General features: G+C 51.0%; 22 protein-coding genes and 4 pseudogenes. 18 read left to right on the top strand and 8 right to left on the bottom strand.

All coding sequences use genetic code 11. From position 1 onward, the window contains the following. The first annotated feature begins 16 nt into the window (after positions 1-16). From K3T83_RS56950 to K3T83_RS52435, 9 genes are all read left to right on the top strand, one after another. The gene (locus K3T83_RS56950) at positions 17-490 is read left to right on the top strand and encodes a hypothetical protein (protein WP_236065303.1); all 474 of its coding nucleotides are present in this window, start codon (positions 17-19) and stop codon (positions 488-490) included. A gap of 120 nt (positions 491-610) precedes the next feature. Next, complete coding sequence (locus K3T83_RS56945; RefSeq protein WP_236065302.1) at positions 611-1,213, top strand: hypothetical protein; 603 nt, start codon at positions 611-613, stop codon at positions 1,211-1,213. Between the two features lie 18 nt (positions 1,214-1,231). After that, positions 1,232-1,609, top strand: a complete 378-nt coding sequence (locus K3T83_RS56940) for a hypothetical protein (protein WP_236065301.1) — start codon at positions 1,232-1,234, stop codon at positions 1,607-1,609. Then, positions 1,575-1,922, top strand: coding sequence for a hypothetical protein (locus tag K3T83_RS56935; RefSeq protein ID WP_236065300.1), 348 nt, complete (start codon positions 1,575-1,577; stop codon positions 1,920-1,922). The genes K3T83_RS56940 and K3T83_RS56935 overlap by 35 nt, the downstream gene beginning before the upstream one ends. A 358-nt stretch (positions 1,923-2,280) precedes the next feature. Then, the gene (locus K3T83_RS52455; protein WP_220211012.1) at positions 2,281-2,499 is read left to right on the top strand and encodes a DUF8691 family protein; all 219 of its coding nucleotides are present in this window, start codon (positions 2,281-2,283) and stop codon (positions 2,497-2,499) included. 88 nt (positions 2,500-2,587) lie between these two features. After that, positions 2,588-4,159, top strand: a complete 1,572-nt coding sequence (locus K3T83_RS52450; protein ID WP_220211011.1) for an MFS transporter — start codon at positions 2,588-2,590, stop codon at positions 4,157-4,159. 75 nt (positions 4,160-4,234) lie between these two features. After that, entirely contained in the window at positions 4,235-5,098 is an 864-nt protein-coding gene (locus tag K3T83_RS52445) for a serine hydrolase domain-containing protein (RefSeq protein ID WP_220211010.1), read from the top strand. Then, positions 5,095-5,439 carry a serine hydrolase domain-containing protein gene (locus tag K3T83_RS57550; RefSeq protein WP_308441732.1) on the top strand — a complete coding sequence of 115 codons (345 nt, stop codon included), beginning with the start codon at positions 5,095-5,097 and terminating at the stop codon, positions 5,437-5,439. Before K3T83_RS52445 ends, K3T83_RS57550 begins: the two co-directional genes overlap by 4 nt. 274 nt (positions 5,440-5,713) lie before the next feature. Beyond that, complete coding sequence (locus tag K3T83_RS52435) at positions 5,714-6,316, top strand: dihydrofolate reductase family protein (protein ID WP_220211009.1); 603 nt, start codon at positions 5,714-5,716, stop codon at positions 6,314-6,316. Positions 6,317-6,487: 171 nt separating this feature from the next. Here K3T83_RS52435 and K3T83_RS52430 read toward each other — a convergent pair whose 3' ends face one another. Then, a complete protein-coding gene (locus K3T83_RS52430) occupies positions 6,488-6,826 on the bottom strand; it encodes a hypothetical protein (RefSeq protein ID WP_220211008.1) in 339 nt (112 codons plus the stop codon). A 218-nt stretch (positions 6,827-7,044) separates the two neighbouring features. Between K3T83_RS52430 and K3T83_RS52425 the strand changes: the two genes are divergently transcribed. After that, positions 7,045-7,674 (top strand): DNA methyltransferase, encoded by a 630-nt coding sequence (locus K3T83_RS52425; RefSeq protein ID WP_220211007.1) that lies wholly within the window; start codon positions 7,045-7,047, stop codon positions 7,672-7,674. Between the two features lie 200 nt (positions 7,675-7,874). On the opposite strand, the gene K3T83_RS52420 is transcribed toward K3T83_RS52425, so the two are convergent. The 4 genes and pseudogenes from K3T83_RS52420 to K3T83_RS52410 all read right to left on the bottom strand — a co-directional run bounded on the left by K3T83_RS52420 (position 7,875) and on the right by K3T83_RS52410 (position 10,035). Next, the gene (locus K3T83_RS52420) at positions 7,875-8,117 is read right to left on the bottom strand and encodes a transposase (RefSeq protein WP_220211006.1); all 243 of its coding nucleotides are present in this window, start codon (positions 8,115-8,117) and stop codon (positions 7,875-7,877) included. Positions 8,118-8,409: 292 nt separating this feature from the next. Then, on the bottom strand, positions 8,410-8,631 hold the full coding sequence (locus tag K3T83_RS58745; protein WP_444544573.1) for a hypothetical protein: 222 nt from the start codon (positions 8,629-8,631) through the stop codon (positions 8,410-8,412). Between the two features lie 107 nt (positions 8,632-8,738). Further along, positions 8,739-8,867 (bottom strand): annotated as a pseudogene (locus tag K3T83_RS58740) (transposase); the annotation flags it as partial. An 85-nt stretch (positions 8,868-8,952) separates the two neighbouring features. Next, entirely contained in the window at positions 8,953-10,035 is a 1,083-nt protein-coding gene (locus K3T83_RS52410) for a helix-turn-helix transcriptional regulator (protein WP_220211004.1), read from the bottom strand. Between the two features lie 251 nt (positions 10,036-10,286). On the opposite strand from K3T83_RS52410, the gene K3T83_RS52405 reads away from it, so the two are divergent. The 4 genes and pseudogenes from K3T83_RS52405 to K3T83_RS58735 form a co-directional block, all read left to right on the top strand. Continuing rightward, complete coding sequence (locus tag K3T83_RS52405; protein ID WP_220211003.1) at positions 10,287-10,727, top strand: pyridoxamine 5'-phosphate oxidase family protein; 441 nt, start codon at positions 10,287-10,289, stop codon at positions 10,725-10,727. A 51-nt stretch (positions 10,728-10,778) separates the two neighbouring features. Then, the gene (locus tag K3T83_RS52400; protein ID WP_220211002.1) at positions 10,779-11,606 is read left to right on the top strand and encodes an isocitrate lyase/PEP mutase family protein; all 828 of its coding nucleotides are present in this window, start codon (positions 10,779-10,781) and stop codon (positions 11,604-11,606) included. A gap of 25 nt (positions 11,607-11,631) precedes the next feature. After that, entirely contained in the window at positions 11,632-12,480 is an 849-nt protein-coding gene (locus K3T83_RS52395) for an NIPSNAP family protein (protein ID WP_236065299.1), read from the top strand. A gap of 558 nt (positions 12,481-13,038) precedes the next feature. Continuing rightward, positions 13,039-13,188, top strand: a pseudogene (locus K3T83_RS58735) (IS982 family transposase); the annotation flags it as partial. A 109-nt stretch (positions 13,189-13,297) separates the two neighbouring features. Here K3T83_RS58735 and K3T83_RS52385 read toward each other — a convergent pair. Beyond that, complete coding sequence (locus K3T83_RS52385) at positions 13,298-14,539, bottom strand: IS110 family RNA-guided transposase (protein WP_220209574.1); 1,242 nt, start codon at positions 14,537-14,539, stop codon at positions 13,298-13,300. Positions 14,540-14,813: 274 nt separating this feature from the next. Between K3T83_RS52385 and K3T83_RS52380 the strand changes: the two are divergent. Beyond that, a pseudogene (locus K3T83_RS52380) lies at positions 14,814-15,552 on the top strand (IS982 family transposase); the annotation flags it as partial. A 29-nt stretch (positions 15,553-15,581) separates the two neighbouring features. Here the strand turns inward: K3T83_RS52380 and K3T83_RS52375 are convergent. After that, a pseudogene (locus K3T83_RS52375) lies at positions 15,582-15,938 on the bottom strand (RNA-guided endonuclease TnpB family protein); the annotation flags it as partial. 856 nt (positions 15,939-16,794) lie between these two features. On the opposite strand from K3T83_RS52375, the gene K3T83_RS52370 reads away from it, so the two are divergent. Both K3T83_RS52370 and K3T83_RS52365 read left to right on the top strand, forming a co-directional pair. Next, positions 16,795-17,592: a tyrosine-type recombinase/integrase gene (locus K3T83_RS52370; RefSeq protein WP_220210998.1), complete on the top strand. Its 798-nt coding sequence runs from the start codon at positions 16,795-16,797 to the stop codon at positions 17,590-17,592. Between the two features lie 106 nt (positions 17,593-17,698). Continuing rightward, positions 17,699-19,678, top strand: a complete 1,980-nt coding sequence (locus K3T83_RS52365) for a serine/threonine-protein kinase (RefSeq protein ID WP_220210997.1) — start codon at positions 17,699-17,701, stop codon at positions 19,676-19,678. A gap of 127 nt (positions 19,679-19,805) precedes the next feature. On the opposite strand, the gene K3T83_RS57545 is transcribed toward K3T83_RS52365, so the two are convergent. Next, complete coding sequence (locus tag K3T83_RS57545) at positions 19,806-19,940, bottom strand: hypothetical protein (protein ID WP_268963598.1); 135 nt, start codon at positions 19,938-19,940, stop codon at positions 19,806-19,808. Positions 19,941-20,502: 562 nt separating this feature from the next. On the opposite strand from K3T83_RS57545, the gene K3T83_RS52360 reads away from it, so the two are divergent. After that, a complete protein-coding gene (locus K3T83_RS52360; RefSeq protein ID WP_220210996.1) occupies positions 20,503-21,747 on the top strand; it encodes an AlbA family DNA-binding domain-containing protein in 1,245 nt (414 codons plus the stop codon). Positions 21,748-21,893: the final 146 nt, after the last annotated feature.

Below are 21,893 nucleotides of genomic sequence, written 5' to 3'. Positions count from 1 at the left end.
CCACCTGGACGGAGATATGACCAGTACCGTTGATGGATCGATTATCGTCCAGACCTCATCGGAGTCTGCTCCCTCGATTCCCTCCTGGTTTGGCGAAGTCGTGCTGATCGCCAAGCACCTGCGCAAGAACGGTGTCCTGACCAAGGTCAACGAGAAGGTGCGCTTTGCGCGACGTCGTTTCGGGCACTATGAGGTGATCGACTTTCTTGCGGTCCTTTTCGGCTATGCCATCAGCGGGGAACGCACCCTGGAAGCGTTCTACCAGAGACTTCAGCCCTTTGCAGGACCTTTCATGGCCCTCTTTGAGCGTGACCAGTTGCCCGCTCGTTCAACGCTCTCGCGCTTTTTGGCACAGCTTCCCGATGCATCCATCCAAGCTCTTCGCACACTCTTTCTCGATGATCTGCTCGCTCGCCCGCTCACCAAAGAGCGGCAGAGAGGCGAACTGAAGGACCCTCGCCGGCGGACAGTGGGAGGTCTTCGATATTGATGGCACGCGTGAGGCAGCCCGTCAACGCGCCTTGCCTCAGACCGAAGACCTGCCCCAGCCTCTCGCCGGTTCGATGAGATCTGTGCACCTAGCTATCGAGGGCGCAAGAGTGGGCAAGTGGTGCGTACCCGCACGGTTATCAGCCAGGCCCACGGTTTTCAGTGGCTCGGCTCCTTTGGCAACCGGGGCAATGGGCTCTACCGGGAGGAACTGCGTCAGGGCCTCTCTGCCATCAGTCGTTATCTCGCTGTGCATCAGTTCCCGTGCGAACGCTGCCTGCTTCGGCTCGATGGGCAATATGGCATGGGGACCGTGCTTGCAGACTTGGCTGGCTTCGCCTTTGTGACTCGTGGCAAGGAGTACACGGTCCTCGATCATTCGCTTGTGCAGGCATGTCTGCATCTTCCAGCAGACCAGTTTCAGCAGCGCCCGGAAAGTCAGATCGTGCGCAGACTCTACGACTGCCCGCAGGTATCAGTTGGACCTGCGGGGGTGCTGTATCGCGTGGTGGTGGCAACCCACCCCGAGGGCCGAAAGAAGAGTCCTGTAGGCGTTACACGTGAGGGCACTGTCTACGAACTCTTCTTCACGAACTTGCCACAGCAAGCGTTCACTGCCTCCGATGTCGTCGAGCTGTATCTGCATCGCGGGACCTTTGAACCTCAGCTTTCAGATGAAGACAAAGAACAGGACCCTGATCGGTGGTGCTCTCACTCCGCCTGAGGCCAGGAATGCTGGCAGGTGGTCTCACAGTGGGTCTGGAACCTGCTCCTGGAGTTGGGCCATCAGCTTCATCCTGATCCGGTACGCACGACTGAATTTGCCCCAGATCTCCCACCTCCTTCACCATACACCTCTCCCGCCTCGGGCTATGCGCCTCCTCAGGTGAGCTTGTCCTGGAAAACGGGCCGCTTCTCGGGCCAGGACTTTACTCTCCAGCCTGATGGCACGTTGCGTTGTCTCGCCGACCAACAGCTTTTTGCACATGAATACCGTAGAGAAGCCGATGGAAGCTTGCGCGTGGTGTATGGGGCCAGCATCCACAGTTGTCGACACTGCCCTTTGCGTGAGCAGTGTCAATGGAATGGCGGCGCAACGGCAAAGCCGGAGCCTGCGTGAGTGTGCTCTTGCATCCGCTCCGAGTTGGTTCTGCCCCGCTCCTCTGGCGAGATTGAAGCCGCAGAGAACATCGGCGTGCCTGCATGCAGGTCGTTCAACAGCAACGTATCGAGGTGAGTCAGCCGCCTCCGCCGCCGCCTCACCACCCACTGCGGATGTGATCCTGACCCGCACGCAGCGGGCGCACTCTCGTCTAGGCTTTCAAGAACGGCTGGCTCACAATGCGCGTCCTCCAACCGCTCGTCAAGTGACGATCAAGCTTTTTGGTATCCCAGCACCTTTTGCGGATTCGCTCGGGTTGGTGACGGCTTAATCCTGCGCTTCTCAGCCAGCGGGTTCTTTCTTCTCGGCCATCATTGCTGTTCCGAGTGGCACCTCATGGCCTTTTTCCCTGGCTTTTCCTCATCTTCTGCCTTTTTGGCTCCCCATCCCGCTGCTTCTTCTCTCTCTCATGGGATCAACGTCCAGTTCTGAACGACTTTCCCTCCTCTGATCAGGATTAGCTCTTCAACAGTCTCGTTGCGCAATTCGTGGGAATCTTGATCACCCATTTAATCACCCAAGACGCGAGTGGAATCACCCCTCCAATCACGAAGATGCGTGATGGCAAGACCCCCTCTTCTCAGATAAAGTGTGTTTGAGAGAACACATGCAGAGAACGGAGGGCAGTGATGCACGTTTCGATCTGTTTCAAAGGACATCTGGACCCATCGTGGCAGTCCTGGCTGGAAGGTTTGCAGATTCGGCACATGTCCGATGGCACCACGATGTTGACCGGCACTCTCCAGGATCAACCTGCCCTCTATGGTGTCCTCAACAAGCTCAATCAGTTGAACTTATCGCTGCTCTTCCTGGAAAGCAACGACAAAGCGGAAAACAAAGGAGGATAGGTACTCCATGACTACACGCCGGGTAATCTGGAGACCAGGCGCGAGAATGAGAAAAAGTGTCCCTGACTCAGGTAGAAGGAGAAACACGATGACAACATATACAAAGACGAAAGAGCAAGAGAAGACCGAACAACCCGAGAAAGCAACGGTGCAAGCATGGCTTGGGCTTGGGGTTCTGAGTCTGACTTCGCTCGTGGTGGCGATTGATTTGTTTGTGATGCTCCTGGCGCTTCCCAAGATCAGCCAGAACTTACACGCCAGTAGTACACAGCTGCTTTGGATCACCGATATGTACGGCTTTTTGTTGGCCGGTTTTATGATAACAATGGGAACGCTTGGAGATCGGATCGGTCGTCGGAAGGTGTTACTGATAGGGAGCGGAGCTTTTGGGATGATCTCGCTTCTGGTCGCGTTTTCGCAAAGTGCCGGGATGCTGATTTTCGCGCGAGCACTGCTGGGAGTGGCTGGTGCCATGATTGCTCCTGCTGCACTCTCGCTCATTCGGCATCTATTTGCCGATCCGAAAGAGAATGCGCGGGCAATCAGTATCTGGCTGAGTTGTTTGATCAGCGGATCGATTCTGGGACCGCTGGTTGGTGGGGTGCTGCTGGAGCATTTCTGGTGGGGCTCGGTCTTCCTGGTGGGCGTGCCTCCGATGGTCATTGCACTGCTGCTTGGCAAGATAGTCCTGCCTGAGTACAAGAATCCTGATGCGGATCAGCTTCACTTCCCAAGTGTGTTCTTATCGCTGGCGACGATCCTTCCACTGATCTATGGCATAAAAGAAGTAGCGGCTCATGGCTGGCAAGTGGTGCCTGTTGCCGCTTTACTGGTTGGTGTGGTGTTTGGGGTCGTGTTTGTCCGCCAGCAGCGCATCTTGAGCAATCCGCTTTTGGATGTGACGCTCTTTCAGAAGCCAGCCTTCACCATTATGCTGCTTGCAATGCTGATCAATACGATGCTTCCTGGCGGTGTTATGGTCCTTTCGACGCAGTACTTACAGTTAGTAGCCGGGTTGTCGCCGTTGCAAGCGGGACTCTGGATGATTCCCGCCATGGCGGCCTCTATCGTTGGCTTCCTGATATCACCTTCCCTTGCTCGCAAGATTCGGCCCGCCTATCTGATTGCACTGGGGCTGATCTGCTCCATCAGTGGCATGCTGGTTCTGTGTCTGACGACGGTTGGTGGTGGCATCGCCCCACTGCTTGTGGGCTTCGCTCTCTTTAATCTGGGAGCCGGACCACTGACAACTCTGGGAACGGGGATCGTGATAGGTTCTGTTCCGCCGCAAAAAGCTGGTGCAGCGGCTGCCGTTTCTCAAACGGGCAATGAATTCGGTTTTGCGCTTGGGGTGGCGGTGGTTGGAAGCATTGGCGCATTCGTCTATCGTCTGCAAACCGCAACTCTGCCCCATGGGCTTTCTGCCGATGCAGCTCATTCAGTGCGAGAAACCTTAGCAACAGCAGTGGCAACGACCGGGAACCTTCCTGGTCAATTAGGGAGAGACGTCCTCTTGCTTGCTAGAAATGCTTTTGTGCAGGAATATCACACCGTTGCCCTACTGAGCGCGGTCGTTCTCGCCATCGTGGCTGTATTGATCGTGGTGAAGCTCAAAGGTCTGCCTGCAATCGCCGAGGAACACCAGGGAGAAGGAAGCTAGTGCTCTGAGGCCTCAGAGCACTAGCTTCCTTCTCCCAGACGTTGTATAGTCAGTGATGAGAACGAGGAATTGAATATGAATGGTACAGGTTTTTCAAAGTCGCGACTTGAGCGAATGCATCACGTGTTGTCAGGGTATGTTGAACAGAAAGCGCTACCCGGTCTCGTTGCACTCGTGAGCCATCATGACGACGTTCATGTGGAGGTGCTGGGGACCCTGGCGTTTGACAATCCGGCACCGATGAAGCGCGACACCATCTTTCGCATCGCTTCGATCACCAAGCCCATTACTGCCGTTGCGGCGATGATTTTGGTGGAGGAGTGCAAGATACGACTCGACGATTCGATTGAGAAGTGGTTCCCGGAGTTGGCCAATCGTCGCGTGCTCACGTCCCTCTCCTCGCAGCCCGATGAGACGGTGCCTGCGCGACGAGCGATCACCGTTCGCGATTTGCTGACTTTCACAATGGGCTTCGGCAGCGTGATGGCGATGCCTGATACCTATCCGATTCAACAGTTGATCCGTGACTATCGGATTGGCAGCGATGGTCCAAAGCTGCCGACGTACGCACCTGCTACAGACGAATGGCTGAACAGGCTCGGCTCGTTGCCACTGTTGGCACAACCAGGTGAGCGGTGGATGTATAATGTGAGTAGCGAGGTACTCGGAGTCTTGATTGCACGGGTATCGGGACAATCGCTTGGCACCTTCATGCGCGAACGCATCTTCGAGCCACTGGGAATGAAAGATACCGCCTTCCACGTGCCTTCTGACAAAATCGAGCGCTTGCCGACCTTCTACTTCTTCAATCGGGAGGCGAACACGTTGGATGTATTTGACAACGCGGCGAACAGCGCATGGCACCCTGAACCATCGTTTGAATCGGGGGAGGCGGCCTCGTCTCGACGATTGATGACTATTTTGCCTTCTGCCGCATGATGCTGGGCAAAGGCCAGTACAGGCACGAGCGAATTCTTTCTCGCGCCACAGTGGAGCTGATGACCTCAGATCATCTTATCCCTGAGCAACGTGCTGGCGCAGAAATCTTTTTCGGGTCGTATCGTAGTTGGGGCTTAGGTATGGCTGTGGACATTGAGCGCACCGACATTTTCCATACACCAGGCCGCTTCGGGTGGGAGGGCGGCTTCGGGACCTCGGCCTACACCGACCCGGTAGAAGGAATGATTGGCATCCTCTTCACACAACGTATGATGGATTCGCCAGAACCCCCAAAGGTCTTCACCGACTTCTGGACTCTGGCATATGGCGCAATGGAATAGGCACCAGGTAGTATGAAAAAGGACAATTCCTGACACAACAACGCACGTGCATTGCTCCTGCTAACCATTCCTATCTGGCGGAAAGCTGATCAACAAAGGCACGTGCGCTATTATAAACGAGAGAGACTGTACTCCCACGGATTGCGCAACGAGACGTCTCGGCAGAGAAAAACGGTGGGGGAATGGCCACATCGAAGGGGGTTGAAGAAGAACGAATGACTAGCCCCTTGATTGAGAGGGTTTGGAACAACAGGAACCGAGAAGGAAGGATCTCATGCGGAAAATCATTGTCTTCAACATCATTTCACTGGATGGATATCACACAGGACCAAACAACGAGGTCTCGGTCATGTTCCCAATGATGGGAGGCGTCTTCGACACATATACTGCCGAATTGCTTCGCAGAGCCGACTTAACTCTTGCTGGCCGTGTTTCCTTTCAGCTATTCAACAGTTTCTGGCCAGAGGTCGCTAAGGATCCCACCTCTCCTAAGTGGACCTCCGAACAACGAGAGCTCAGCCAAGCGGGCGCGTCCGTGCCCTCTATCATCGTCTCAGACACGCTGACGGGAAACTGGCCCGGTATCTCCATCATCAGACGTGCAGATGCTCATCAAAAGATTGCCGAACTCAAACGCCAACCAGGCAAAGATATTTTGATTACTGGGAGCAGAACGCTTTGGAACGATCTGCTGGCGCATGATTTGGTGGATGAGATCCATCTGATGATAGGCAATGTGATCTTAGGAGAAGGAGTCCCTGTCTTTGTGGGTAAACCTCCCGCATCGCTTCGGCTCATGGACGTCCGTACCTGGGAGCATTCTGACAATGTGCTCCTGCGCTATGAAGTTCGCCGAGCAGGCGTGGAAACGAGGTGATCAATGCCATCACACTCCTTGTCCGAAAAGCGCAAACAGTGGGACTGCCCACAGATCTCCCCTCGTGGGCTGGACGAGAGATTCAGGACTATTTTTCCGGGGAGATAGCTTGATGACATTGGCTCAACCAACGCCTCTCACACGTGGGCGAGGCCAATCACCTCAGCAAAATCATTGGGAACTCGCGATCTGGTTGATGAGGATTTGACCCGCCGCGCGTGCCTCGGGCATCAAGCAACACAGTGCGGTGGCAACCATCACGCTGCCATATCTTGTCCTGTGGCATGGCTGCGAGGAGTGCGAAGATGCCACCGATCTAGAAGTGGCCCGTCCCATCACACAAAGTATCCCGGAGAGCGGATCGGTTTCATCTACCCACCTGGCGATAGCAATGCTCAATGGCTCAATGTCTACAATGGGGCGCCAAGCCAGATCTGGCCGCGCATAGTAGGTGGACATGGAGGCTGGTGCGAAGCAGGTGGCCAGACCAGTAGCCACCTGTTCAAGCATCTCCTCGGCATTATCATTGGTTGGTCCCCCAGCGCGGTTCCCTAGGATCACTTTGAATGTTGTGCTGTCTGTCAAGAGCTTTCGCGACAAAGGGTCAGTCTCAAGGGCTCATCCTCACAAAAAGTGAGCTTGCTTGCTCATCTGACCCAATTCAGGTACAATCATCCGAAAACAGAAGCTTTCCAGGAGAGAAACCAGACGTAAAAACCTGCATACGTTTGCGGAATGAACAACCTGAAACACTTCCCGAGCCGTTTGCCCACGATGATGTGAGCTACCCTCCAGGACTGGTACGAGCCTTCCTGAGTGAGTATACTCATCCAGGAGATCTGGTCTTTGACCCCTTTGCCGGTTTTGGGACCACGCTCTCTGTTGCTGAGGAGATGGGCCGACGAGCAAGCGGCATCGAATACGACCCACAGCGTTGTGCCTATATTCGTTCGCGCCTGCGCCACCCGGAAGCCCTCTTGCAAGGAGATGCCAGGCTCCTTTCGACCTACGCTCTGCCGCGCATCGACTTCACGCTTACCTCGCCTCCCTACATGCACCGTGATGATCCTGAAGACCCACTGGCCGCCTATCAGGAACCTGGACGTGGGTACGATGCCTACCTTTCGGGGCTCCAGGAAATCTATCGTCACATTGGCTTGCTCATGAACGAAACGGCTGTAGCAGTGATCGAAGTTTCCAACCTGAAAAAGCCGGGGGGCGTGACCCCTCTCGCTTGGGACATCGCACAGGCCATAAGCCAGATCTTACCCTTTCAGGGGGAAGTCGTCGTTCACTGGGAACCAACCTATGGCTATGGCTACGATCACAGTTACTGTCTTCTTTTCACTCGTCCGTAAGTGCGAGCAGACCAAAGCAGAACTAATGGAAGAGACGAAGGCGAGCGTCTCTGCACACGACAGAGCACCCGAAGCCGGAGTAAATCGAAACTGGCACGGCCATAGACGATCCGCTTCTGGAGTTTCAAGCAGTTGACCTGTGCCTCGACCTGTCCGTTGCTCCATTCGGAAGTAAAGGTGGCGCAGACAGCCGCCTCGTCCTAGCGAATGCCTTTCGCCATTTTACGCAGTTCTGGAAGGCCGCTCTGTTCGGCCTGGACGAGCCACGCATCTAAATCCTCCGCTCGATGCTCGGCCAACATTAAGACAAATTGTTGTGCTAACTGGTAGGCAGATTCCAGGTCGGGATGGCCTTGGCAGATCTGCTCAACGGATTTCTGCTGCCGTTCATCAAGTTCTTCCTTCCAGCTCACCATGAGCCAGGAGGCCCGTGTAGGAGACATACGGCGAGTCGCATGTGGTTTGGGGGCAGGTCTGCTAGGATTTCCCCCGAGGAGGACGCTTCATCAAAGATAATGCTTCTGCTGATCCAGCCTCTCTATGCTTCTTGCGAACACTGGCAAGAAAGTTCCGAAGCCTAGAGTTGCACCCTGAATAGTCGCCAGCCTTGATCTCATCGTAGAGCTGGACACTGTTTCGACATCCTTATTGCCACCGCTGAAAAATATAGGGTTTATACAGATCCAATATGCTCCCTCGTGGTGGTGGAGGCGCAATTTCAGGAAACTCCTCAGCTTATAGGTAACGGCGAACTGCTTGACGACAGATTTTCAACTGCCTGGCAATGGCACGAATGCTTACCCCTTGCTTGGAGAGCAGATGCACATCTTCATAGAGGCCGACGCGTCTGGCTCGCCTCTCCTGTTTCTGTCGCTCTGGAGTCGGATCGATTGGTGGCCGGGCATAGGGGGTTGGAGGGATCGTGCGGTAGTGTTTTTCCGCGTCTGACGATCCCACTGCTTCGGCATCTGTGCGAACGTTCTGAGCTGATCGACCTCGCACATGAGCAGGAATAGCGTCGGATCTGGCTTCTGCAACAATAGGTAAGCTGGAGAATGTCTTCTTGTTACCACATCAGCAAGCCGTTCTCGAAGATTTTTGCGTAAATGAAATTTATCGGCTACTTGCTGTGCCTGGGGAACGGCGCGGCGGGCTGCCGCTGCATAATCACCTCCGCGATCCCGACTGACCAGAAGCATTCTATGCTGGGTCAGAATGGACAACAAATTAGCCACTATCGTCTGACGGCTTTTGGGAGAGGGGAGCGATGGCGAGTGTCTATCGCGCAGGTGTAGGCCCGCACCCCTCCTGGAGATCATTGGGAGGATAGGACGCCAGCATCTGTCTTAGCTCCTCTCTCATCTGTTCTTGCCATGTCTGTGGCTCAAGCAATTCGGCTCCTGGCCCTAACCAGCGTAGTAGCTCCAGGACAAATGTGGGGTTGTTCTCTCCAAAAGTCATGATCACCTGCTGCTCGTTGATCGGCTCAAAACGAGCATGACGATAATACCAATCCTCTTGCAGCTGTTGTGCTTGGGCGCGTGAGAGACGGATTTTCACAGGCGACAGCTGCCTCCACTGCTCCATTGCTGACCGAAGCCAGGTCCGCCCTAAGAGTTCTCGCATATCAAACTCATGTTGAGCCGGAACCATGGGCCGACGCGGGTTGATCTGCAAGACGCGATCGGCTCGCCAGAACCTCACAGGACGCCCCTCCCGCTCTGCCAATCTCCCAGCCAGATACCAGCGATCACGATCCCACAGGAGTCCGAGCGGTTCAGCCAGCACCCAATGTGCGTCTCTCTGATAAGGAGAGGCGTATTGCATCTGTACCAAGTTGCCGTCAAGGACAGCCTGAAAAAAGGTGCTAATCGTCCGACTTTGCTGGACATCAGCCTCTTCAGCAGTGCGCGAGGCAGCAACCTCTGGCTCGTGTTGTCTCGGCTCGGGGTGAAAAATATCACTGGGTGTCTGCTCAAAGACGACGAGTTGCTCTGCTTTTGCCAGGAGTGAGCGTAAAGGTTCGGGAAGAGCGGCCAGGAGTTTTTTCTCTGCCAGATCTCTCTCGATAGGGAAAGGAGTCGCACGCAAACTCCTTTGAAGGGTAAGCCCCAGGAGCAGCGCAATCGCCTCCTGCTGCGTGAACATGAGAGGAGGCAGAAAATAGCCTGGCAACAGCCGCACTCCACCGTTGCGCCCGCGTTCCGCATAGACAGGCACACCGAGGGCGGAAAGAGTCTCCAAATCACGGTAAATCGTTCGCGTGGAAACGTCAAACTGGCGCGCTAACTCGGTTGCTGAGGTCGAAGATTTACTCCGTAGAAAGAGCAGAATCCCTAAAACGCGGTCGAAGCGCTGCATCTGCTCTGCAGTCTCCCTTCCAGAAATAGAATAGAAAGTTGACAGAGAGAGGCTCAGAGAATCCTCCTCACTCCTATCCTACAAGCAAATCTTGTGCGGCGTCAACCTTTTCGAAAATGCGTCCTTAAATATGACAGACAGATGGCACAATTTCTGCTGTATCCTTTGGGCACACGGTAAGATTACTGCCATCCGACATATGCAGAATTGATGATTTGACGTGCAGTGGTCGGGAAGAAAGGACCAAGAGAATGACATTTCAACTTCCAGAACCCACGACGCCCTTTGGTGTGAGTGTACGGCGTCGCGTACAGGAAGAGTATCTTATCTGGCTCACCGCTATGGGTCTACATGGTATGCCTCAGCCCGCCCCGGTCTGGTTTTTATGGGATGAAGCGGCATCAAATTTTTTGATCTATAACCAGACCTATGCCAAACGCCTGGATCTTGTGCGCAACAATTCCCAGGTAGCGCTGAACTTTAACGGCTACGGGACTGGCTATGGCATCATCACCTTTACTGGACATGCCCAGATCTGCCCTGATGAACCTCCTGCGCATCAACATCCACTCTATTTAGAGAAATATCGCCACTGGATGACCCTCAAATTTGGCTCACCAGAACAGTTTGCCGTGGACTTCTCGGTGGCATTACGTGTTTTTCCTCTCAAGGCGCGAGGCTCATCCTGGTAATTGGAGATCTTGTAAAATTGGCGAAATGCAAAAGAAAGAAATGAAACAACTATGAAACAACAGGAAAAAGCTGAGTTATTATTGAGTCTGCAGCAGAAGGGGGCAGGGCTCCTCCTACCGAATGTCTGGGATGTTGCCAGCGCACGACTGTTTGAGGAGGCGGGGTTTGCTGCTCTTGGAACAACCAGTGCAGGCATTGCCTTTGCTTTTGGCTATCCTGACGGAGAACGAATCAGGCGAGAAGAAATGGTTCAGGTTATCAGGCGCATCGTGGCTGCGGTACAGGTGCCTGTGACAGCGGATATTGAAGCGGGCTATGGATCCGCGCCCGAGGATGTCGCACAGACGATGCGAGTAGTGATTGCGGCAGGAGTGGCAGGAGTGAATCTCGAGGATAATACCGGGAATACAGAGAAACCACTCTACGAACTGGAGGCACAAGGAGCGCGCATAGCGGCGGCGCGCCAGGAAGCAAAGTTGGCGGGGCTGAGCCTGGTCATTAACGCTCGTATTGATACTTATCTTTTTGAGGTGGGCGAGGAGTCAACTCGCCTGCAAGAGACATTGCGTCGTGCCAGAGCCTACCTTGAGGCGGGTGCAGATAGCATCTTTGTTCCTGGAGTCATCGAGCCAGGGTTGCTTCAGACGCTGGTCCGCGAGATCCCAGGACCATTGAATATTATGGTAGCCCCTGGAGCGCCCTCAGCACCGGAGTTGTTCAAGCTGGGCGTGGCTCGCATCAGTATCGGAGCAGCGGCAACACTGGCAACGATGGGCCTGGTGCGGGAGATCGCCAACGAGTTGCACACAGAGGGGACCTATGAGAAGCTCGCTCAGTATGCTTATGGGATAGGCGCTGCAATGAGGCTATTTCGCTAGAGGGGTCGCAAAAAAGGAACGAGAAATGCCTGAGAAAACAAGTCATCAAGCGCCAGGAGAACTGGATATGAGCGCGAGATACGCTCCAAAGCAAGCCGAAGAGACCTGTTGTCCAATTATAGAATTGCGTCAATATATCCATCACCCAGGAAGACGCGATGCGTTCATTGCTTTATTCGATGAGTATTTCATTGAAGAGCAAGAGCGCTATGGTGCGTTCATCCCCGGTCAATTTCGTGATCGCACCAACCCTGATCGCTTCGTCTGGCTGCGTGGATTTGCCAATATGCAAACGCGCCGGACAGCGTTACACAACTTCTACCGCGTGAGCCCGCTCTGGCAAGCGCATCGAGCTGCGGCCAACAAGACCATTGATGACATAGACAATGTTCTCTTGCTCAAGCCAGTTCGTGCTGCCACTGGTTTTTGCCTCGACCCGACCAACCGTCCATTGAGAGACGCGCCAGAAGAAGCAGGAGGGCTCATCACCGCGACCATCTCTGCTTTTGAGGCACCAGTTGATGAGCGCTTCGTGGATTTCTTTGAACACACCATGACCCCTCTGCTGCTCTCGGCAGGGGCGACGCTTTTGGGGCATTTCGTGACCGAACCAGCCGAGAACACCTATCCAGAGCTGCCTGTACGCGAAGGGGAAAACGTCTTCGTCTGGTTTGCTTCGTTCGCGGATGAGGCAGCGTATAGCAGCTATCATGCCACTTTGATGCAAAACCAGGAGTGGATCACCTCAATTGTTCCTGCCCTCCAAATGTGGGGAGCTTCGCTTGAAGAGGAGTTGGAATTGCTCCCCACGAGGCGTTCGCTCTTGCGCCACCGTGCAGAAGAGCAAGAGACGAGGAAGGACTGTGAAGCATGACCTTTCAAATTCCAGATGAGAACACGATTTTTGAAAAAATGTACGGCGTCGCATGCATGAAGAGTATCTCGTATGGCTGACCACGGTGGATACGCGCGGAATACCCTAGCCCGCACCCACCTGGTTCTGGTGGGATGAGACGGCATCCACTTTTTTGGTCTATAATCTAGCTCATGGCAAACGCCTGTATTTTGTGCGCCGGAATGCCCAGGTGGCGCTGCATTTTAATGGCGACCAGACTGGCTCTGGAATCATCATGTTTACCGGACACGCCTAGATCAGCACCACTGAACCTCCAGCCGATCAACATCCGCTGTATCTGGCGAAATATCGTCACTGGATGACCAGCAAGTTTGGCTCGCCGGAACAGTTTGCAGCGGAGTATTCGGTGGCGTTGCGTATTTCTCCCATCAAGGTGCGAGGCTCATCTTTCTAAGAGAGGCGCGTCTGAGACAGGTGAAGGAGCTATCTACGGGATGATCCCACTGGATGCGTGTATGACTTCCCAACCTCGTAAGTCATACACGCATCCAGTGGGATCATCGGAGGGATCTAGAAATGAGTTTACTCGAGTTGTTTTGTGCTGTCGATGATTTTCTGATAAGCTTTGCCCCGCAGCTCAAAGCCAGCCAACTTGCAGCAGGTAAGCGACGAGAACGTAAGGGCCAGCTTTGCCCAAGCGAAATCATGACCATTCTGATCCATTTTCCTATGAAAATAAATCCCTGGGATGAAGAGAGAATCAGAAGCCAACCTTCCGGGAGGAAAACCCGAAGGAGAAACAGGAGCCGTATTTACAGAAAGAAGCGTGTGGATGTCAGGCACCAACCTCCTCTTGAGGCTGCAAGGTCACCGTGTAACCGAAGCCTTGCAACCGACGCACGGCGCCCTTGACGACCCTCTCCCGATCCATCGTCTCAAAATAGGTCGCCCCAAGATCCTGATAGGGTTGCTTGTCGCGGAGCAGATGGTAAATGATGACAAGGAGGCTATGGGCGACTGCGATCACCGCTTTGGGCTTTCCCAAACGCCGAGCCAGACGATGGTATTGGGCCGAGAGATAGTTGTCTTTCATATGAGCAAGCACCCAGACGACCTCCGCCAGGGCCGCTTTCAGGCGTTTGTTGCCGGCAGCAGTCTTGCCAGAGAGCCGTTTGCCTGCACTCTCTCGATTGCCTGGACATAGCCCTGCCCATGAGGCCAGATGGGCAGCGCTAGGAAAACAGCTCATGTCCACCCCGATTTCTCCCAAGACGCAGGCAGCGGTTTCGGCTGCCACCCCTGGAATACTCACTAGGAGTTCTACTGCTTCATCGTAGGACCGCAGATAGGGCTGGATCTGTAGAAACAAGCGAGCAATCGCCTGATCCAGAAAGTCGACGTGGCTCAGAAGGTGAGAGAGCAGGATCTGATGATGGGCATCGACGCGTCCGAGCAATGCTTCGCGTAACTGAGGGATCTTTTTGTGCAAGGAACCCCGTGCCAGCTCGGCGAGTACTTCAGGGGACTGTTCTCCCGTGATCAGTGCCTGGATCATCGCCCGGCCACTGGCTCCTACTACATCACTGACTACTGACGAGAGCTTGATATTGGCTGTTTCCAACACCTTTTGTACCCGATTGATCTCCCGCGTACGTTCCTGAATGAGCGATTTGCGATAGCGGACCAGATCGCGCAGATCACGGATGGATTGAGGAGGGATGAAACTGGCCTTGAGTAAGCCATGTCGCAATAGGTCTGCCAGCCACTCGCTATCTTTCACGTCGGTTTTGCGTCCAGGAACGGCCTTCATATGCTGAGCGTTGACCAGCACTACGTTGAAGGCTCCTTCCAGGATGTTGAAGATGGGTCTCCAATAGATCCCCGTCGATTCGAGTGCCACGTGACTCACCTGCTGACTCGTCAGCCAGTCAGCGAGAACCAACAAGCTCTCGGTGGTGGTGGCGAAGGTGCGTACCTGCTTGCGTACCTCGCCCGTTGACTGAGTGAGCATCAGACAAGCCACCACTGTCTTTTTATGCACATCCAATCCTGCACAACTGGCAAAAAGCACTTGCATCCTCGACTTCCTTTCTCCTAGACTGACAACAGAAAGGACGTCGGCGAGAGGTGCGAAAGGAACACAAGTTTCCTACACGCGCTCACGAGTCACCTCGTGGCAGCAATCAGCTCTGCTAGACGCACCAGGGTCAGCTTCACCAGCGCATTCGAGAGAGCACCAATGGTCGACCTCGTCTCGCCGCTTCCACTTCAACTATACCTCATCGGCCTGCTCTGCCTTCGTTCCCGCGCTGCTGTCCGACCCCTCATCCATTTTCATCCTCTTTCCTGAGACTTGTCTCATTACGCTTCACCAGTCGCATTAATCGAACATTTAAGGCATATTACACCGAATATGTTCAGATGCACCTGAACAAAGAATTTCCTCATTTGGTCAGTTATGCTCGCTTCGTTGCCCTCATCCCAAGGATGCTGATTCCGCTCCTGGCCTACTTACAGCGTCGATTTGGACCCTGCACAGGGATCAGTTTTATCGATTCCACTTCCCTGGAAGTGTGTGATGCCAAGCGCATCAGTCAACATCGAGTCTTTGCCATTGATGCCAAGCGCGGCAAGACTTCAATGGGCTGGTTCTTTGGGTTCAAACTGCACCTGGCGGTCAATGATCGCGGCGAACTGTTGGCCTGTTGCTTGACGCCAGGCAACGTCGATGATCGCACTCCTGTTCCTCATCTGGTGAACAACCTGCACGGCAAGCTGTTTGGAGACCGTGGCTACATTTCTGGTCCCTTGAGCAAACTGCTCTTTGAACAAGGACTCCAGCTCATCACGAGGCTGCGCAAAAACATGAAAAACCAGCTTATGCATCTGTCAGACAAACTCCTGCTGCGCAAACGAGCGATTATCGAAACCATTATCGACCAGCTCAAGAATATTTCGCAAATCGAGCATTCTCGTCATCGTAGCCCCGTCAATTTTGTGGTGCATGTGATTGCCGGGCTTCTTGCCTACAGTCATCGAGCCAAAAAGCCGGGGTTGCATCTCGATGAACGCGCTCTCTTGGCTGCTTGATCAGTCTAACTTAAACAGAACTGACGTTAGATAAGGATATTTCTACCTTTTGTTTTCTCTTTGTAGCGAGGAAGCTTTGGGCGTCCATGAAATTTTGACGGGTCAGCTTCCCATACTTTGATTGCCTGGAAGAAGGCTTTCCAGTTCTTGTCCAGCAGACGAAGTACATCATTGCTCACCTTGCGAGGCAAAGCCTGATAAGCTTCATGAGTTTTGATCAGGTGGAAAACCTCAGCATAGCCCAGATATTTGCCCTGAAAAATAAAGGATTGACGAACAAGATAATTGGCTGCATTATACAAGTTTTTCGAGGCAAATGATGCAGCATCAATGGCTGCATAACGAGGGTCAGTTTTCTTGATGCTCGTCCGCTCGACCAGCTGCATTCTTGCCCTCCTCTTGCAAAACATTTCTGAATAGAACAGTCTTCCTTGTGTTCATTACTAACCAGCTTACTCGGAGAAAAAGGATGCCCAGGATATTTCCGAGCACACAGCTCAAACACACTCGCTTCTCTAAAACAAGGAGAGAACTAATAGGAATTGAACGTATGTACAGGATCCGCCCTCATATGCCTATCCACTTTGAGTATAGCTGTGGTCAAAGTAAAATAACGGGTAAAAAGGACTATGCTCCCACCCATGCCTGCCGTAATAGCGGAGATTGTTTCGGACATCGTCATGCTGTTCTAAGTATCGATGTTTCTCAACTTACCCCTCTGTTACTACATAGCGCCATTGATCATCCAGTATCGCCACTCTCTTTTCCGCAAGAATGAATAATGCTCACCCTTTACTTACTCTATCCCATACTTCCCTAGACGAGAAAATAGAACGGATTTCTACGTTATCACAGAGCATCTCTAGGGATTCCGTATCCTTCTCCCCTCCGTTTGGAAGTAAACAACTGAGAACGCTCCACTCACGGTCTAGCGGAATTAGCTAAACTGTTTTCTCCTTTATACTCCTTCCCTTCTCATTTCTATCGCTGCTATTACAAATAGTATGCTTAAAAACTATAAGAATTACTAGGATATATTTTCGAATAAAGACCCAACAAATATCCCGATACAGAGGGTTATCAAACAGGTGATGAAATCATATGAACATTATCTCTTCAAGATAAGAAAAGAGCTTCAACTAATACCTATTAGTCGAGGCGCTATCTGTGATATAATTCGACTAATACGAAATTTTTGGATGAATAGCGTATCAACAGTACTAATACTAACAGAGACGAGTAATGAGAGAGACTTTAGTACAGACCCTTGCTGCATATGATGCCTGGTTAGATCGTCAGCCGCTAGCAATAAAAACGCGTATGACCTATCAGCTCCAAGCTCATCAATACAGAACATATCTCACCCAACACCCCCTAACTGAAGATGACCTATTACGCACTCCCTTTGCCTGTGAGTACGCCATCCGGGATTATAAAACGTATCTCAAACCCAAGTGTCAAGCGAAACCCACCTCAGTGAATCTTGCGTTGGCAGCCATTGACCATCTTCATCTCTTCATTGGAAATGATCGACCACAGGTTCAACGCGAAAGCTTGCCCACGCAAGCTCCTCACGCACTCAAATCTGACGAGCAAAAAGCCTTTTTGCGAGCAGTAGAACGCACACTGAACGCACGTGATCAGGCCATGACCCACCTGCTTTTCTACACGGCTATTCACCTTGGAGAATGTACCACGCTTAACTTGGATGATATATGCGTTTCTGCTCGCAAAGGGTTGGTGATTACCTACTCAGGTAAGCGTGATACTTACCGCGAAGTACTATTAAATGTAGAGGTACGCGAGGCACTCTGGCCCTGGCTCAAAGAAAGAGCTAAAGGCTTTCCGCAAACATCCGATCCTGCGTTTTTTTTCAACCTAAAAGGGAAACAGTTCTCTGCTCGCGCTACTGACCTGATCATTCGCTGTATCGGTGCTGCTGCCCATCTGGAACTTTCCGCTCACACCTTGCACCGAGTCATTGCCCTGACGAATTGGTTCGTCAGGGCAATGACTCGGTGCAGGTCGCTGGGATTGTAGAGCATAAACGCCTGGAAACGACACGGCGTTATAGTTTACCGTCCATAGAAGGTCGCGAAAAGGCAATGGAAGAATTGCGCGTCGAGTACTAAGGAAGAATATTTTTATGGCCCACATACTTAAACAACGATATCTCATTATGAGCAAACTCAGCCAGGGCGGCATGGGAATTGTCTACAAAGCACAAGATACCAAACTGGGGAATCGCCTTGTAGCAATTAAAGAAATGCTCCAAACGAATCCCAGCAAAAGAGACGTAGAAACATTTAAGCACGAAGCAGAAATGCTGGCAGTCCTCATGCATCCAAATCTCCCCAGTATCCATGAATATTTTGAGGAAGATGGACGATGGTACCTGGTGATGGAATTTATTGTAGGCCAAACACTAGAAGATTATGCAAAGATCAAGGGAGGCTGGCTTCCTGTTCAGGAGGTACTTAGTATCGGTATACAAATTTGTACCGTCCTGAATTATCTACATACTCGCCAACCACCTATCATCTTTCGTGATTTGAAACCACTCAATATTATGCGAACTCCTGATGGGCATCTTTATCTCATAGACTTCGGCATTGCTCGGCATTTTAAAGTGGGCCAGGCTCATGACACGTCTTTAGCTTTATCGGTTGGCTATGCGGCTCCAGAGCAATATCCAAAACTCCATACACAAACGACTCCTCGATCTGATATTTACAGCTTAGGAGCTACACTTCACCGATTATTGACCGGGAATGATCCCACAGCAAATGTACCCACGTTTTTTGATTTTCCGCCTCTAAATTTGCATGGCCAGTTCGCTCCCACGGGTCTCGAAGCTCTTATTATGCAAATGTTGGAAAAGGTTGCAAGCAATAGACCAGCCAGTATCGTTGAGATAAAGAGGGAATTACAAAAAATCGCAGCTCACCAGGCTAGACAAAGGGATATCTCACAGCCTACCGGAAACATACCACTTCCATCAACGCTACCTCCATCGGCCAAAGCACAAGGAAATGGACCTCCTCCCCACCATTCACCAAGCTCACGAAAACATCATACACTATTGCGGCGTAAAGTATTGCAATTGGGCCTGGCAGGATTAGGGGTAACTGCCACAGGTATTGTGGGATGGTTGGAGATCGCTCGTCGTTCCCCCGCTATTTATACTTTCACAGGACATTCTAGCTCCGTCATGGCGCTCACGTGGTCCCCTGACGGGAGGTATCTTGCTTCAGCAGAGTATAACACGGTGTTGGTATGGGAAGCAATTACCGGAAGACTCATCCATAAACTCGATCTCGGTCTTAAGGAATGGAGTACGACCAACTCGGTCGCATGGTCACCAGACGGAAAATACCTTGCATTAGGAGCAGGTGAAACTACGCAGGTATGGGATGTAACAATAGGTAGACTCATAGCTAAATATAGTATACATGCATACGCTATAATTTCAGTTATATGGTCAAATAAAGACATATATATTACTTCAGATACAAAATCTCAACAAATAGAGCTTAATAAGGTAGTTGATGGTAATGTTATAAGTAGCTATATAATCTATTCAGGGGGAAAGTACACCTCTTCAATAGGAGCAGTCACTTGGTCACCTAACAGAAAATATCTTGCTATAGCTTTCGGATATGACTATCCTGGAATCATACGTGTATGGGAGTCATCCTCGGGAAAACACGTGGTTGACTATAATATAGGCAATAATGCTATTGTGCTATCCATCGCGTGGTCACCCGACGGACGGTATATCGCTTGGGGAGCATTCGGCTTGGAAGCTGGGGCAGGAACTATTTTAGGTGTCAGCGAAGTAGTTACTGGTAAAGCCATAAGAACCTTTTCCCCCGAGTTCGTTCCGAGTGAATTTATAGATTGGTCCCCTGATGGAAAGTATATTGTTTCTGGAATTTCTAGAGTAGGTCCTACAGCACAGGTAGGGGATTTTGCTACAGGTAAAGTTATAGCTGACTATACATTTTACACTGGTCCATTAAATTTATACATCAGTGAAATAAAACTTGGAGCGTGGTCGCCTGACGGAAAATATATTGCTTGGGTGGTTAGTGGTAACAAGATAGAGATATGTTGGGCTGTTTGATAAGGTAGAAATATTCGACAAGTCGCGAATTTAGCAAATTACTTTTTGCATGATTTTTACAGTTATCCTAGCCTTATCTCTACTTACTTCAATGCATCCATTATTCACCCCCTTTTTGTTCTAACGCCTACCGCTTGCCTGCCCGAGGCACCTCCTCCTCCTGCTTCTCCTTCGGCGTGAGCATCTCCATCTCGCTGATCACGATCTCGACGGCGGTGCGCTGAACGTTATTCCGATGTTCCTTGCCAAATAATCTTGCCACTTTGCCTTAAAACGACCTTAAGTGAAGGTTGCCGTCACTGGACAGAAGAATTGCTCAACCTACCATAGATCTGATTTGCAATCAGAGGGAGGCAAGTATGACCCTTCACTGGCTCACAACTCTAGATCCTTACCGGCCTTCTGTTGTTGGCAGATTCTGCTTGGAGCATAGTCCACTTTCATGGATGTTAGTGCCCTTGGGGACATGCTATTCCTCTCTCCAACAACCATATGAACCTATGATATCGCTCTCCTTTTCTAAAATACCTTTATGTAGAAAACTCTAGTAGCCTTAAAGTACCATAAGAAAGCTTCTCTACTGAATATCTCTTGTTCTTCCTTTTTGAGAAGTATATAATAGCACTATCATAATTACAAATACTATTTCCCAAATAGATGTAACAGCCATTGAAGAAGGTTTTAATGTATTGTTGCATGATTATTTTCAAGGCATAATGCATCTCTTGAGACAGAGAAAATGTACAATATAGGGCTTGCAATCGCCGTATTAGTCACAAAAGATGTAAAAGAAGAGAATGAAGAGTCTAAAAAGGAAAACATTGATGCTATTTGATAAACCTATCGAATCCATCACAGAACAAGATATTCAAGCATTGATAGACACTCAAATTGATGCTCAAAAGGCTGAACGAAAAACGGTGGAATATAAACAGGCTTTACCTGGGGGAACAGACAATGACAAAAAGGAGTTCCTTGCAGATATATCCTCTTTTGCCAATAGCGCTGGGGGAACCCTCCTTTTTGGTATTGAGGAACAAGCTGGTATCCCTCTACAAATTACTGGAATCCAAGTCGATGATGTCGATGCTTACAAACTAAGGCTAGAAAATATGCTTCGTGACGGAATTTCACCCAGACTGCCACGAGTGGATGTCCAGCCAGTAGCATTGGCATCAAAAAGTGATCATCATGTCTTTATTTTGCGTGTACAAAAAAGCTCGCTGTCTCCACATCGAGTAATCTTCAAGGATCATGGTCACTTTTACGCTCGCAATTCTGGAGGGAAGTTTCGACTCGATGTCACAGAGTTACGCACAGCATTTGAACTTTCAGGAACAATAGCTGAACGTATCAGAGATTTTCGTGCAGAGCGTCTTAGTAGGATTAGTATAGGAGAAGAAACACCCGTGCTTCTTGAGGAACAGGCATCAAAAATTGTTCTCCACATGATCCCATCAAGTGCTTTTAACCCCTCAATGTCTATAGATATTAAAGCATTGAACGATTCCTCTCAGTGGGATTTAATGAGGCCCCTAGTCGTTTGGGATACGCAACCCCCTACTTCTCTCCGTTTCAATCTTGATGGCATAGTACGTTCTGCACAATGGACCAAGAGTTCAGCGACACCAACAATGATATCGACGGGATATGTACAGGTCTTTCGCAACGGTATTGTTGAAGTTGTCGATGTTACGATCCTGGGAATCAATGGTGAGAAGAAGGAGTTCCTTGGCGAGGTGTTTGAGATACGACTCCTCCAAGCTGTGAAGAAACACATGGAACTTCTGCAATTTCTTGGGGTTGAGGCACCTGTGTTTATCATGGTAAGCCTTCTTGGAGTAAAAAGGTATAAGATAGAGCGTGGTGCCTATATTCCAAGTTATACGGATGAAATTGATAGGACTGACCTTATTATACCAGAGGTTATGATTGATACACTTGATGGCGGAAATGATGATATTACAGAAGTTATGAGGCCAATCTTCGATACAACATGGAATGCTGCAAACTACGCTTTTTCTCCTAACTATGACAATGATGGAAAATATGTAAGAAGGTGGCATTAAACTTTTATTCTCCTCACACCTCACTCTGGACATGCTACGCGCCTATCGCTGGAAATCTACTCCAAACTTTCGCTGGCTGCTGCTCAAGAAAGGTATGAACTGGCAATGTAGCAGGTTCCTATTGGGTAGCGAGAGCTAGAGCATGT

It is taken from the genome of Reticulibacter mediterranei (assembly GCF_016587455.1).
This window is presented reverse-complemented; position numbering and strand designations above follow the sequence as displayed.

Bases quoted from the DNA above. Each gene is read 5' to 3' on its own strand.
- K3T83_RS56950 (WP_236065303.1), top strand. From the start codon at position 17: ATGACCAGTACCGTTGATGGATCGATTATCGTCCAGACCTCATCGGAG.
- K3T83_RS56935 (WP_236065300.1), top strand. From the start codon at position 1,575: ATGGCGGCGCAACGGCAAAGCCGGAGCCTGCGTGAGTGTGCTCTTGCA.
- K3T83_RS52455 (WP_220211012.1), top strand. From the start codon at position 2,281: ATGCACGTTTCGATCTGTTTCAAAGGACATCTGGACCCATCGTGGCAG.
- K3T83_RS52450 (WP_220211011.1), top strand. From the start codon at position 2,588: ATGACAACATATACAAAGACGAAAGAGCAAGAGAAGACCGAACAACCC.
- K3T83_RS52445 (WP_220211010.1), top strand. From the start codon at position 4,235: ATGAATGGTACAGGTTTTTCAAAGTCGCGACTTGAGCGAATGCATCAC.
- K3T83_RS57550 (WP_308441732.1), top strand. From the start codon at position 5,095: ATGATGCTGGGCAAAGGCCAGTACAGGCACGAGCGAATTCTTTCTCGC.
- K3T83_RS52435 (WP_220211009.1), top strand. From the start codon at position 5,714: ATGCGGAAAATCATTGTCTTCAACATCATTTCACTGGATGGATATCAC.
- K3T83_RS52430 (WP_220211008.1), bottom strand. From the start codon at position 6,826: ATGCTTGAACAGGTGGCTACTGGTCTGGCCACCTGCTTCGCACCAGCC.
- K3T83_RS52420 (WP_220211006.1), bottom strand. From the start codon at position 8,117: ATGTCTCCTACACGGGCCTCCTGGCTCATGGTGAGCTGGAAGGAAGAA.
- K3T83_RS52410 (WP_220211004.1), bottom strand. From the start codon at position 10,035: ATGCAGCGCTTCGACCGCGTTTTAGGGATTCTGCTCTTTCTACGGAGT.
- K3T83_RS52405 (WP_220211003.1), top strand. From the start codon at position 10,287: ATGACATTTCAACTTCCAGAACCCACGACGCCCTTTGGTGTGAGTGTA.
- K3T83_RS52400 (WP_220211002.1), top strand. From the start codon at position 10,779: ATGAAACAACAGGAAAAAGCTGAGTTATTATTGAGTCTGCAGCAGAAG.
- K3T83_RS52395 (WP_236065299.1), top strand. From the start codon at position 11,632: ATGCCTGAGAAAACAAGTCATCAAGCGCCAGGAGAACTGGATATGAGC.
- K3T83_RS52385 (WP_220209574.1), bottom strand. From the start codon at position 14,539: ATGCAAGTGCTTTTTGCCAGTTGTGCAGGATTGGATGTGCATAAAAAG.
- K3T83_RS52370 (WP_220210998.1), top strand. From the start codon at position 16,795: ATGAGAGAGACTTTAGTACAGACCCTTGCTGCATATGATGCCTGGTTA.
- K3T83_RS52365 (WP_220210997.1), top strand. From the start codon at position 17,699: ATGGCCCACATACTTAAACAACGATATCTCATTATGAGCAAACTCAGC.
- K3T83_RS52360 (WP_220210996.1), top strand. From the start codon at position 20,503: ATGCTATTTGATAAACCTATCGAATCCATCACAGAACAAGATATTCAA.